Origin of the sequence: Leptospira levettii (genome assembly GCF_002812085.1) — a bacterium.
Lineage (GTDB): Bacteria > Spirochaetota > Leptospiria > Leptospirales > Leptospiraceae > Leptospira_A > Leptospira_A levettii.
Genome location: NZ_NPDM01000001.1, coordinates 930,586 through 942,332, shown reverse-complemented (window position 1 = coordinate 942,332; position 11,747 = coordinate 930,586). Strand labels below are relative to the sequence as shown.

Annotated in this window: 13 protein-coding genes; 5 read left to right on the top strand and 8 right to left on the bottom strand. The window is 39.2% G+C overall.

Going from position 1 to position 11,747, the window contains the following annotated elements; all coding sequences use genetic code 11:
* Nucleotides 1-34 precede the first annotated feature (34 nt).
* The 6 genes from CH354_RS04345 to CH354_RS04320 all read right to left on the bottom strand — a co-directional run bounded on the left by CH354_RS04345 (nt 35) and on the right by CH354_RS04320 (nt 5,221).
* Nucleotides 35-340 carry an STAS domain-containing protein gene (locus CH354_RS04345; protein ID WP_012387201.1) on the bottom strand — a complete coding sequence of 102 codons (306 nt, stop codon included), beginning with the start codon at nt 338-340 and terminating at the stop codon, nt 35-37.
* A 48-nt stretch (nt 341-388) separates the two neighbouring features.
* Complete coding sequence (locus CH354_RS04340) at nt 389-1,600, bottom strand: Crp/Fnr family transcriptional regulator (protein ID WP_100725524.1); 1,212 nt, start codon at nt 1,598-1,600, stop codon at nt 389-391.
* A gap of 78 nt (nt 1,601-1,678) precedes the next feature.
* Complete coding sequence (locus tag CH354_RS04335) at nt 1,679-2,209, bottom strand: tetratricopeptide repeat protein (protein WP_100766299.1); 531 nt, start codon at nt 2,207-2,209, stop codon at nt 1,679-1,681.
* The gene (locus CH354_RS04330) at nt 2,209-3,180 is read right to left on the bottom strand and encodes a vWA domain-containing protein (protein WP_420843819.1); all 972 of its coding nucleotides are present in this window, start codon (nt 3,178-3,180) and stop codon (nt 2,209-2,211) included. Before CH354_RS04330 ends, CH354_RS04335 begins: the two co-directional genes overlap by 1 nt.
* A gap of 194 nt (nt 3,181-3,374) precedes the next feature.
* Entirely contained in the window at nt 3,375-4,001 is a 627-nt protein-coding gene (locus CH354_RS04325; protein WP_100719965.1) for an NUDIX hydrolase, read from the bottom strand.
* On the bottom strand, nt 4,001-5,221 hold the full coding sequence (locus CH354_RS04320; protein WP_100719966.1) for a ribonuclease D: 1,221 nt from the start codon (nt 5,219-5,221) through the stop codon (nt 4,001-4,003). Before CH354_RS04320 ends, CH354_RS04325 begins: the two co-directional genes overlap by 1 nt.
* Before the next feature lie 41 nt (nt 5,222-5,262).
* On the opposite strand from CH354_RS04320, the gene purF reads away from it, so the two are divergent.
* The 3 genes from purF to queC are packed head-to-tail and all read left to right on the top strand — an operon-like array spanning nt 5,263 to nt 7,817.
* Nucleotides 5,263-6,690 (top strand): amidophosphoribosyltransferase, encoded by a 1,428-nt coding sequence (gene purF, locus CH354_RS04315; RefSeq protein ID WP_100719967.1) that lies wholly within the window; start codon nt 5,263-5,265, stop codon nt 6,688-6,690.
* Nucleotides 6,690-7,064, top strand: a complete 375-nt coding sequence (queD, locus tag CH354_RS04310) for a 6-carboxytetrahydropterin synthase QueD (RefSeq protein WP_012387208.1) — start codon at nt 6,690-6,692, stop codon at nt 7,062-7,064. The genes purF and queD overlap by 1 nt, the downstream gene beginning before the upstream one ends.
* The gene (gene queC, locus CH354_RS04305; protein ID WP_100725522.1) at nt 7,065-7,817 is read left to right on the top strand and encodes a 7-cyano-7-deazaguanine synthase QueC; all 753 of its coding nucleotides are present in this window, start codon (nt 7,065-7,067) and stop codon (nt 7,815-7,817) included.
* A gap of 110 nt (nt 7,818-7,927) precedes the next feature.
* On the opposite strand, the gene CH354_RS04300 is transcribed toward queC, so the two are convergent.
* Both CH354_RS04300 and CH354_RS04295 read right to left on the bottom strand, forming a co-directional pair.
* Nucleotides 7,928-9,631: a hypothetical protein gene (locus CH354_RS04300; protein WP_100766298.1), complete on the bottom strand. Its 1,704-nt coding sequence runs from the start codon at nt 9,629-9,631 to the stop codon at nt 7,928-7,930.
* Between the two features lie 144 nt (nt 9,632-9,775).
* Nucleotides 9,776-9,976: a hypothetical protein gene (locus CH354_RS04295; protein WP_100766297.1), complete on the bottom strand. Its 201-nt coding sequence runs from the start codon at nt 9,974-9,976 to the stop codon at nt 9,776-9,778.
* 78 nt (nt 9,977-10,054) lie between these two features.
* Between CH354_RS04295 and CH354_RS04290 the strand changes: the two genes are divergently transcribed.
* The gene (locus CH354_RS04290) at nt 10,055-10,345 is read left to right on the top strand and encodes an NAD(P) transhydrogenase subunit alpha part 2 (protein ID WP_035983036.1); all 291 of its coding nucleotides are present in this window, start codon (nt 10,055-10,057) and stop codon (nt 10,343-10,345) included.
* On the top strand, nt 10,345-11,742 hold the full coding sequence (locus tag CH354_RS04285; RefSeq protein WP_100728664.1) for an NAD(P)(+) transhydrogenase (Re/Si-specific) subunit beta: 1,398 nt from the start codon (nt 10,345-10,347) through the stop codon (nt 11,740-11,742). Before CH354_RS04290 ends, CH354_RS04285 begins: the two co-directional genes overlap by 1 nt.
* The last annotated feature ends 5 nt before the right edge of the window (nt 11,743-11,747 follow it).

Here is an 11,747-nt window from a genome sequence, read left to right as displayed (position 1 = left end):
GGGGTTTTATAAAAGAGTGGGTCGTTGAATTGAATTAAATTCCAAAAAACTGATCTAACATCAATTTTTTCAGAGTTTCTTTTAACTTGTCTTGGATGTTTACAATTTTGACAGTCATTTTCTTTTCGTCTGCTTTGTTCTTAAACGAGAGGAGACGAGAGATCCCGAGGGAACTCACAATGACAACCTTTTCCAAATCCAAATAAATTTCTTGGACATTCTTTTCCAAAATATCTGCTAAAATTTCCCGTAACTCGGGAGCATTTCCGTCCAGGATTTGGTCCATAAAGCGAACACGGATCGTGTTTCCCTTTTCTTCCACTAATATCTTATCGCTCATATTTCTTTGGCCTCTAACATAAGTCAGGAGAAATTGTTTGGCAAGAAGTTATTTCAACTTCTTGAGCTTATTCTCCATATTAGCCTTTTTATGATAGAATTGGACGAGTTTTTCTAATTCTGCCATGTCGGAACAAACAATTTTTCCCATGTCCAAGCGAATAAATTTATTATTTTTCATGATATCGGAAATGATCAGTTCGTCTTTTGGATCAGTGAGACCCACCATCTTCAGAAGGTCTTTCGTTCCAATCTCAAAATTATAGGCTTGTTTGGGCGCTACTTTGATTCGATTTTTTTCCGCAAGGGTCATGAGTGTGTCCACAATTCGACCTTGTGGGTCTTTGAGAAGAAGGTTTGCTAATTGTTTGTAAGCAATCCAAATCCGTTCGGACAAAAGTGTGATGAGTCGGGTCGCAAGTTGTGGTTGAGCTTTCACCATGCCTTCGAAGTTGGCTTTGTTGATCGCTAGGAGTTCCACATCACCCGCTGCCACTGCAGAAGCAGAACGTGGTTTATTATCTAAAATTGCCATCTCACCAAAAATGTCTCCCGCTTGGAGAACCGCGAGCATCACCTCGTTTTGGTTTACGATTTTTGAAATTTTAACCTTTCCACTTTGTAAGATGAAGAGTTCTTTACCAGGCTCATGTTCACAAAAGATCATTTCGCTGTCTTTGTAATTACGATTGAACTTAGTATAATCAATAGGAGCTGATTGGAAAGGTTGGTTTATGGTTTGTAATCGCAGTTTTGCCTGCGGTACAAATTGACCATTGGGAAGGTGTTTTAAATAACTTTGGTAAGCAAACGTAGCGTGTGATGTATTTTGCTGTTGGAAATAATATTCTCCAATCTTAAAAAGTTCGTTTGGATCTTCTTCAACAGCATTTCGAAAGGATAATCTAGTGATGGTTGTATCAAATTGTCGTAACTTCATCGAGAAGAAACGAATGATATTCATCGCAACGGCAGTTGATTTTTGGATGAGGGTTCCAAACTGGTCGTAACTAACAGAGATTAAAGATACATTGGTAAGGGAAGTTGCAGATTCAATCTGTGGGTGTTGGCTCATCGCAGCAACAACACCAAAAAAGTCACCTGGTCCTAAAACCTGATTGGGGTCCTCACCAACAACAGCTGTCTCGCGAGTGACACGTACCTTCCCCTCACGGATGATATAGAAATTGTTCGCATCCTTTTTCCCCTCTACAATGATGTAGGAGTTCGCTGGGAAAGTAACCATTTGAAAAAACGACATTCTTAAATCTCTGGACCCTTTTTGCTCAACGTGCCTAGTTTATTATCGGAGATCCCTAGGGCAATATTTTCGTAAAAATTACTTATTTTTACTCTCTCCTAAAATTTCCATCTGAGTCAGTTCTAATTCTGCTTCTTGGGCAATTTTACTCGAATACGTATTTTTGATAATGTCCTGAAAAATCTGATAGGCTTTGTCTTCTCTGCCCATACGCACATAGGCTTTACCAGACAATAAGTAAGATTCTAGGCCTTCTTCTGTATTGGGAAATTCTTTGTAGATTTTGAGTTCATTCTCTGCAAGAGCCAAAATGTCACCAGTCATTCGGTAATTGGCACTTAAGGTTTTTCGAACCTCTCTCGTTTTGGGATGCCCAGGGTACAAAATCAAAAAACTTTTGCAAGTTTCGACTGATTGGTAATGGTTACGGTCTTCTAAAAATTCTTTTGCTTTTTGGTAGAGAAGGTCTGCTTGTTTGTCCCTTTCTTTGGCAAAAACAGATTGGGTGGAACGTTCAGCGAGAAGGGGATGGAAAACTCCAAATCCAAAACAGAAAAGGAATAAAATTCCCAGAACAAAACACTTCCGAATATTAGAATTCTGTCTCATTACCTATCATTTCGGTCAAAATTGGATTTATCGTGAATGTGTTTTTCATCAGAAAGGGCAATAATTTTGGGAACCCCTGTCATATCCCAGAGTTCGAGGGATGATTTCATTCGTTTTCCAGGTGGTAAGGGAATCACAAATTTTCCTTTTCCTTCTTTTCCTAACTTCAATTCAATTTTTTGGCTAACGAGGTCTCCCATTCGCCTTTCCCGAAGGGGAGGGATGGGAAAACTTCTGTGTTTTTCTTCTACTGGGTATAGGTAAAGTTGGATCATGTATTCGGTATAATGGGACGCGGAATATTCATAATTTATGATATACCCATTTTCCGTTCCTTCTTCATACGGTAAGATATTGACGATATGAATTTTACCAATGTTTGCACTGGTTGGGAGTGAGGAATCCATAGGAGGTGTAATCGGAAGGTTTGTGAAGTTTCCATTTGTTTCTGGTGTTTGCAAATGGGAAAAAATCTTTTGGAAAGAACGGTCGTAGTCCTCTGGTCCTTTTAAAGGAAAATAATTTCCTTCTCCCAAAATGGAGAGTCGTTTTAAGTCTTCTTCACCTTTCGGATCGATGTCGATGCCAAGGATCTGGAGGCGAAATTTTTTTCCAGACTGGCGCCAATTGTACAAAACAGATTTTGGATCTCCTTCACAACTTTCCACACCATCAGAGATAAAAATAATTTCAGTTTCCACTTGGTCATTTAATAAGTATTCGCCTACTACTTGTAAGGTTTGAGCGATAGGAGTAGAACCTGCAGGGACAATTGTGGCGAGTTTTTGGCTCACGACATTTGCTCCTCCTTTTTGGATCGGGTGATACAATCTTGCGGATTGGCAACCTGCAATTCTGTTTCCATACGCCACAAGACCAACACTTGCATCTTTAGGCAGTCCACTCAATACCTGAATGAGTTTTTCTTTGGCAACGGCCATTCGCGTTTTGCCATCCCATTTCTCAGACATGGAACCACTAGCATCTAGAATGAAAACATAGCGTTTGTTAGTTGAGGTTTGAGGAAGAATCGAATGTGGATAAGAAAAAAGCAAAAAAAGTGACAATACAAACAAAATTCCCAATGGATGAGTCTTTAAATTTTTTGTATTCTTTCCGATTCGTTTTTGCACCTGTACAACATCGGCGAAAACGAGAAATGACCTTAGAGGGATTTGGGATCTAAAAATGGAGGTTTTGCCAGGTTGGGTTTGACTAATTTAGGTGTTCGATCAAAGGAAGAATGGTCTTTCAAAAAACGAAGGATCATTTCACAGGTTGCTCCCCACAGAAGTCCATCAGGTAAATCAAAATAATAGGCAAAATGTTTTGGTTCTCGATTGGGGATTTCAATGGCATAAAAAGGTTTTGTCCAAAGTTCGGAAAAGGGAAGCAGGATCACTCGTTCCACTTCATCATCGTTTTTGGAAAACAAAAAATCCCCATTGTATTTCGCTAAAAAGGGAGTGATGTGAAACCCTGTGCGAGTATGGAGTCCTTGCAATTTACCGAGTACATCAAGGGTGGTTTGTTTGACACCCATCTCTTCTTCCCATTCCCGAAGTGCCGTGACGAGTAAATTAGGGTCTGATGTTTCCATCACTCCCCCTGGAAAGGAAATTTGACCAGGGTGAGATTTTAGGTGTTTGGCACGTTCTGTGAGGATAATCCCTTCTGCAGTTGTGTTCGTCCCAAACAAGGGGAAAATGACACCGGATTTGGTTTCCGATGTCTCGGGGATGGAATCAAAGTCCCTCGAAAGTTTTTCGACAAAGGACTCGTAGGGTAACATCAACCCTCGTCTTTCGAGTTTTGGTTTTGTTTTTTCCTACGTTTTGCAACAAATGCTTCTTTGGAACGAATTGCCACCAAACGGTTGATCATCGAATCGAAAGGAAGTCCTTGGATGGCAGCAAGTAAACTTGGTCCATAATTTTGCACTTTCCAATCGGAAAACACATGAAGTGCTTTTAACTCATCTAAATCTTTTGGAGCTGCCTTTAGAATTGTAATCAATTGTTTATTCGAAGGAAGAAGGGAATGTTCCATCCGTCTAGCACGCATAATACGAAGGCGCCATTTTTTTGCGTTTTCGAATTTATGGTTTTCGTCTTCGTTTAAATCTTCGCCATGACGTTTAGAAAGTTCAGATGTATCAATAGGATCGTTGTATTCGGCTGTCAGAAGTTTGAAAATTTCGGTTCCATCTTTTTTTCCAAACCATTCCACACATTTTTCTTCGTTTGGATGTCCCTTAACCGCTTGTGACAATCGGTCATTATTAAACACTCGAAAACTTGCTTTATTGATTCGTTTTGCTTTTTCATCTCGGTATCGAAGGAGTTCTAATATTTTCCTACGTTCGAGTGGTGTGAAATTGAGGATGTCTGGAAATTTTCCAAGAGAAAATCCTTCTCCTTCTTTTGCTACGTAATCTTCGGAAGCGATGAATTCAAATTCTGACTTTGCTTCTTCGTATAGAGTTCTGCGTTTCAGTTCCTCTTCCATTTTTAACCAAATGGATTCAAGATATGCTGTGTCGAGTGCAGCGTATTTGAGTTGTTGTTTTTGAAGAGGTCGGATTTCCCAATTGGACTTTTGTTCCACTTTGGAAAGAGTCACTTTGTGGTAATGTTCCACGACAAATGATAACGAACTTTGTTCTAATGACAACAAACGAGAACTGATCATTGTGTCTGCTGTGTTCACAAATTTGAATCCAAAGTCGCGTTTGAGGGCTTTGATGTCATCTTGTGCCGAATGGAAGATTTTCAGAATATTGGGATCTTCAAACAAAGGACCTAAAGCTGACAAATTTGTGATCTTAAGTGGGTCAATTAGGTAGTTTTTGCCATTGGAATTGATCTGAATGAGACAAACTTTGGGGTAATATGTGTAATAACCCGAGGACTCTGTGTCAATCGACATGATTTTCGACTGTCTTAGATTGATCAGAGCCAAATCTAAAGCTTTTGCTGTATCGACGAGAATATAGTTGGAATTGATTTGCATCTAATTGGGATTTTGGAAATACTGCAATTGTCATTCTAACAATGATTCTCCAATCTGACAAACCAAAAGAAGAATGTGCCATATTCGGCATCTACAATAGCAAGGAAGCTGCTAATTTTACCTACCTAGGTTTGTACTCGATGCAACACCGAGGCCAGGAGTCCAGTGGGATCGTCTCAACCGATGGATCACACTTATACCGGTATGCCAACATGGGCCTCGTGGCAAATATCTTCACCCAGCCGAAGATCAAAGAGCTCATTGGGGATTCGGCCATTGGCCATAACCGGTATTCCACAACGGGAGCGAGTTTTCTAAGGAATGCCCAGCCCATCCGCGTGGAATCTCACTTGGGACCTGTGGCTCTAGCCCATAATGGAAACCTTGTGAACTCTTGGGACATCCGCAATAAGTTAGAACGTGATGGTTCCATCTTCCAAACCACCATCGATTCCGAAGTCATTGTCCACTTAATGGCCAAAAGCCATAAAACAGACCTTCTCGAAGCTCTTTGTGAATCTCTCGCTCAAGTGCGAGGGGCCTATTCTTTGTTAGTGTTAACTCCAAGATACCTCATTGCTGTTCGGGATCCAAATGGATTTCGCCCACTTGTGATGGGGAAACGATCCGACGGAGCCATTGTTTTTGCTTCTGAAACCTGCGCTTTCGACATTACCGAAACTGAATATGTAAGGGATGTGGAACCTGGTGAGATGGTTGTGATTGACCATACGGGAATGCGATCTCTTTATCCATTCCCAAAAGCAAAACCAAGCCTTTGTATTTTTGAATACATCTACTTTGCAAGACCTGATTCTTATATCTTTGAAGAATCTGTTTATAAAGTGAGAAAATCCTTAGGACGCCAACTTGCACGTGTTATGCCAGTGGAAGCAGATGTGATCATCCCTGTTCCGGATTCCGCAAACATTGCAGCTCTTGGATACAGTGAAGAGTCAGGAATTCCGTACCAAAGTGGTCTTGTGCGTTCGCATTATATTGGTCGAACCTTCATTGAACCTGACCAAAAGATCCGCGATTTCGGTGCCAAAATTAAATACAATGTGGTAAAGGAAGTGGTGAATGGTAAACGTGTTGTCATCATTGACGACTCGGTAATGAGAGGAACCACTAGCCGAAAGATCATCAAAATGATCCGGAATGCTGGAGCTAAAGAAATCCATTTCCGCGTTTCCGCACCACCAACCGTTGCCCCATGTTATTATGGAATTGATATTCCAACTCACAAAGAACTCATCGCTTCTACACATACAATTGAAGAAATTCAAAAGTACCTTCGTGTAGATTCACTTGCTTATTTAACATTGGATACAATGCATAAAGCAGTGGAAGGACATAAAGGTGGTGGATTTTGTGATGCGTGTTTTACATCCAATTACCCAGTCGAATTCCAAGACCATGCAGGAAACCAAAAGTCACTATTTACGGAATACGCAACGGAAGAGTGATGGAAGAGATCGAACTTTCCAAAACCTTTGGTTTTGAAGCTGCCCATTTTTTACCAAATGTCCCAGAAGGACACAAATGCAAACGAATGCATGGACATAGTTTTCGTTTTGCTGTGTATCTAAAGGGTGAAATCGATCCACATACAGGTTGGATTATGGATTTTGGTGAATTAAAATCTATCGTTAAACCGATATTAGATGAACATTTGGATCATTATGTATTAAATGATGTACCAGGATTAGAAAATCCAACAAGCGAAAACATTGCTGTATGGCTTTGGAACCAATTGAAACCAAAACTTCCACTTCTCGATAAAATCACTCTTTACGAAACTTGTACAAGTTCCTGTGTGTATAGAGGACCAAAAAAATAAATGGTTTCCGTTTCGGATTCCACAAACAAATCCCAATTTGGAAAAAAAGGTGCCGTAGTACTTTTGTCAGGTGGACTAGATTCGACTACTTGTCTCTATGTTGCCGCAAAAGAATTTGGATATCCCAAAAACAAAAAATTACCAATTCTCGCACTTTCGTTCGATTATTCCCAAAAACATAAAATTGAACTCATCAAAAGTAAAAAAATAGCGAAAGAACTCGGAGTCAAACATGTGATCCAAAAATTGGATCCAGGATTTTTTTTAGGAAGTTCTCTTACCGAAAAAAAAATCAAAGTGAGAAAAAACGCCAAATCATTGTTTAGTGGTAATGATAAAGAGATTCCAAATACTTATGTACCTGGACGTAATATACTATTCCTTTCATTTGCTTTGTCCCTCGCAGAAGGTCATGGTTATGATTCCATTTACATTGGAGTGAATGCATTGGATTATTCTGGGTATCCCGATTGTCGGCCTGAGTTTATTGAGTCTTTTCAAAAGATGGCAAATCTCGGCACAAAAAAAGGAGTCAGTGGGTTAGGAGATTCGATTCAGATCAAAACTCCTCTTCTGCATCTGGGCAAAAAAGAAATCATAGAACTTGGATTGCACGTAAATGCGCCACTCCACCTAACCCATTCATGTTATGATCCTGTCCTAGGAAAACCTTGTGGGAAATGTGATTCTTGCATTTTAAGAGCAAAGGGATTTTTGGAACTTGGACTACGGGATCCAGCAGGTGTTGATTGAAAGGTATTTTTGGAAACAGAATTTCTCAAATCCATTCTGGATGATTTTTATTGTATAGAGATTCCGCAAGACAACCAATGGAGCAAACAATGGACGATCGATTCATCATCTTATCGTCTCCATTTTGCTGGCCTAGAAAAATTTTTACTTCGTCCTGGTTTGAAATGGAATTTGGAACGAGTTACTTTTGGTGCATTAAAGCGTGCCGAATTGAATTTAAATCGACCAGGTTTGAGATCCAATTTTCCTTTTGGGATGTAAGTTCTTTCTTTTAAGATCGAAAATAGACCACCTAAATCGATTTCACCACCTGAACTAAACCCAGCTGCGACTTCTTCTTCTCCCTCTTCCCCTTCTTCGTCATCATCGTCGTCTTCTTCGTCCTCTTGCTTCTCCGACTTGGATTTGGATTCATTCATACTGACTTCTAAATCCAATGGTTTTGGTTCGATGTACTTGGAACGGAAATTGACTTTGGAATAAAAATCGATAATTTCTGCTTCGGCCATTTGAGGAGAAATGAGTTCGTTGTATTCTTTTAGAAAAGTTTTGGAAAGAATGAAAATCTGACTTTGCGATTTAAAACAGGAAAAAACAAAATATTCTTTTTTAAATGTTTCTAAATTTGCTTCAGGTTTGTTAATTTCCAAAATAAAAGTATAAGTTCCATCTCGATATTCGGGAGTAAAAGATTCGTGAACAATAGTTGATTTTGGAAATTTTTTTTGAATTTTTTCAACTAACTTTGTTTTGATGAAATCTTTAAGGGTTGGTTCGATTCCATTTGTAATGATATCAGAGTTGATCTTCTGATTTACATTGATGGCTTGGATTTTGTATAACCCGTGAATCGGATCATAAAAACTGACATTTACTTTTCCATCGCGAATCACAGCATACCGAGCATCCACTGGAATTTTGGTATCAAATAAACCTGAATCAGAGATATAAAGATTATCCTTAACATCTCCATAAACAGGATTTAGGTATTTGATTGGTAGTGGTTCGCTATTTTTGTTTTCTAGGGAACTTAGAAATTGATCTTTGGAATGATCAAAAAATCGATAGTCTTGGTTATATAATCTGACTTCATTAAAAAAATTAAAAGTAGGTAACAGTAGTAGGCTAATGAGTCTTCTGTAACCATATTTATAGGTTACAAGATTCAGTTTTTTTTCTAACGGTTTTCTTGAATACACTGCGTAATAGTGATTCTCATAATTTACTGTGGGTAAGATTCCCAAGGTCAAAAAGAATGTTAGGAGATTATAATTATCTTTTTCCTTTTTTTGATAAACGATGTGATAATAGTAGGAACAGTCTTCATAATCGTTAAATAAACTTGTGACATCATCCACTTTAAGAAAATACGTATTTTCATCTGTAATCTCAGCAAACTTATGTAATTTCGTTTTTTCCGATTCATCAATTGTCATAGATTCAATTTGTTTGAATCGATTAAAGTTTGGAGATGTTCTGAAAGATTGCATTAATTCGAAATGGGGCCAGTTTTTGGGAATACCAAATACTTCCTTAATATGTTTGGTCGGAATCCCTTTCAAATTTAAATTTGTGCGTAAGTTTTCGATGAATTGTCGATCGATGATCGGCCTTGTTGGAAGTGTTGTCTTTGGATTTTCGCCTTCCATGGCAAAAGGGATACTTGAGATAAAACAAGTTGTTCCGCTTTCATTGAAAACTGGACCTGCTTGGGAAATTGGGATTTCATCCCCGTGGTTGATTGAAACTCGGGTATGATACCAACTAATTTGGCAGTTGAGAAGAAAGACAATGAGAAGGAAAAACGATTTCATTTTGGGAATGAAAAAGAAGGTAACTCTTCCATAAGATTTGTCAAAACAAATCGCATAGGAAGATGGGAATTGATTCCCATTGATAAAATGTGTAGATTCAGTTTTGACTTTGAAACTTAAATCACATATGGTTTGTTACATGATCTAACTAGGTTCCGATTCCTTTTCCATTCCATATTTTAATCCTAAAAAAAGAGAATCATTTGTACGAAACGGAAAGAATCGAATTATGTTTGCACAAGCTGTTCGGATTTCAATGGAAAGTGGTCCAAGTCTTCGAGGAAAACCTGATTTGATGCGGAAAACTAGGTAAGAATGCCCAAGGAATCCCCATTCTTTTGTCATTTCAGGACACTACTTACGTAAAATTCCCGAAAATATTGTTTCCAAAATGGCCATTTTTTCCATAACTACTACTAGTTTATGGAAATATTTGTTACAGCCGTCACGATTTTCGTTTTAGCGATCTTCGTGGGATTTGAAATCATCACAAAAATCCCTCCCATCCTCCACACCCCACTTATGTCGGGTTCGAACGCCATTTCCGGCATCACCCTCATCGGTGCATTGTATGCTGCTGGAATCCAAGAGAGCAATATCACCAAAATTTTGGGCTTACTCTCTGTTATTTTTGCTACCATCAACGTAGTGGGCGGATTTCTCGTTACACATAGAATGCTTGGCATGTTCAAGAAAAAGGATGCACCGAAATAATGGAACTCATTAGCATTTTAAATTTATCCTACCTGATCGCTTCCATCCTTTTCATCATTGGTATCAAACAATTAGCACATCCAAAGACAGCCACTCGGGGAAATCTACTCGGTGCACTGGGGATGCTCATCGCAGTTGTCGCAACACTCTTCGACAGGGAAATACTTTCTTATGAATGGATCGCTGTTGGTGTTCTCATCGGATCTGTGATCGGAATCATTCTCGCAATCAAAATCCAAATGACAGCGATGCCTCAACTTGTTGCCGTTCTGAATGGATTTGGTGGTATTGCGTCTGTATTTGTAGCTGGTGCTGCATTACAATTGTCGATTCCAAAATATGCGACAGCAGTGAATTACCAGGAAATCGTTTCGATTGTTTTCTCTGCCATCGTGGGTGGGATTACTTTCTCTGGAAGTTTTATCGCATTCGGAAAGTTACAAGGTTTTATTACTGAAAAAGCAGTTCGTTACCCAGGTGACCAACTTGTTAAAATCTTAGTTGGACTTACTGCAGTTGGTCTCGGTGTCTATGGTTGTATGGAACCAACAGATGAGTCTATTTATTGGATCTTAAGTGGTGTGAGTTTACTTCTTGGGATCTTCCTTGTGATCCCAATTGGGGGAGCTGATATGCCAGTTGTGATTTCCCTTCTCAACTCATACTCAGGGATCGCGGCATCTGCTACAGGATTCGTACTCAATAATAATGTTCTTATCATTTCAGGATCACTCGTAGGAGCATCTGGAATCATTCTAACACAAATCATGTGTAAAGCAATGAACCGAAGTTTGACGAATGTTCTCTTTGGTGGATTCGGGGCTGTCGCTACAGAAATGAAAGATGATGGCGATTTTTACTCTGGTAAAGTCAAATCAACGAGTGCAGAAGAAGTGGCAATGTTACTTGATGTTGCAAGAAGTGTTGTAATCGTTCCTGGTTATGGTATGGCTGTGGCACAAGCACAACATACAGTAAGAGATTTATACCAACTTTTAACTGCTCGTGGAATCGATGTTACTTTTGCAATCCATCCAGTAGCTGGTCGTATGCCTGGTCATATGAACGTATTACTAGCTGAAGCAGATATTCCTTATGATCGCTTGAAAGAGATGGACGAGATCAATAGTACTTTCGAAAATGTTGATGTTGTAATCGTTAATGGCGCTAATGACGTAACGAACCCACTTGCAAAAACAGATCCAAAATCACCAATTGCTGGTATGCCGATCTTGGATGTTGGAAATGCAAAAACGGTAGTTGTGATCAAAAGAAGTTTGAGTGCTGGATTTGCGGGAGTTCCCAATCCACTCTTCATTGCTGACAACTGTTTGATGTTGTTTGGTGATGGTAAAAAAGCTACGCAAGAGATGATTGCAGCGTTAAAAGAATCTTAGAGCCG

Bases quoted from the DNA above. Each gene is read 5' to 3' on its own strand.
- CH354_RS04345 (WP_012387201.1), bottom strand. From the start codon at position 340: ATGAGCGATAAGATATTAGTGGAAGAAAAGGGAAACACGATCCGTGTT.
- CH354_RS04340 (WP_100725524.1), bottom strand. From the start codon at position 1,600: ATGTCGTTTTTTCAAATGGTTACTTTCCCAGCGAACTCCTACATCATT.
- CH354_RS04335 (WP_100766299.1), bottom strand. From the start codon at position 2,209: ATGAGACAGAATTCTAATATTCGGAAGTGTTTTGTTCTGGGAATTTTA.
- CH354_RS04330 (WP_420843819.1), bottom strand. From the start codon at position 3,180: ATGTCTGAGAAATGGGATGGCAAAACGCGAATGGCCGTTGCCAAAGAA.
- CH354_RS04325 (WP_100719965.1), bottom strand. From the start codon at position 4,001: ATGTTACCCTACGAGTCCTTTGTCGAAAAACTTTCGAGGGACTTTGAT.
- CH354_RS04320 (WP_100719966.1), bottom strand. From the start codon at position 5,221: ATGCAAATCAATTCCAACTATATTCTCGTCGATACAGCAAAAGCTTTA.
- purF (WP_100719967.1), top strand. From the start codon at position 5,263: ATGATTCTCCAATCTGACAAACCAAAAGAAGAATGTGCCATATTCGGC.
- queD (WP_012387208.1), top strand. From the start codon at position 6,690: ATGGAAGAGATCGAACTTTCCAAAACCTTTGGTTTTGAAGCTGCCCAT.
- queC (WP_100725522.1), top strand. From the start codon at position 7,065: ATGGTTTCCGTTTCGGATTCCACAAACAAATCCCAATTTGGAAAAAAA.
- CH354_RS04300 (WP_100766298.1), bottom strand. From the start codon at position 9,631: ATGAAATCGTTTTTCCTTCTCATTGTCTTTCTTCTCAACTGCCAAATT.
- CH354_RS04295 (WP_100766297.1), bottom strand. From the start codon at position 9,976: ATGACAAAAGAATGGGGATTCCTTGGGCATTCTTACCTAGTTTTCCGC.
- CH354_RS04290 (WP_035983036.1), top strand. From the start codon at position 10,055: ATGGAAATATTTGTTACAGCCGTCACGATTTTCGTTTTAGCGATCTTC.
- CH354_RS04285 (WP_100728664.1), top strand. From the start codon at position 10,345: ATGGAACTCATTAGCATTTTAAATTTATCCTACCTGATCGCTTCCATC.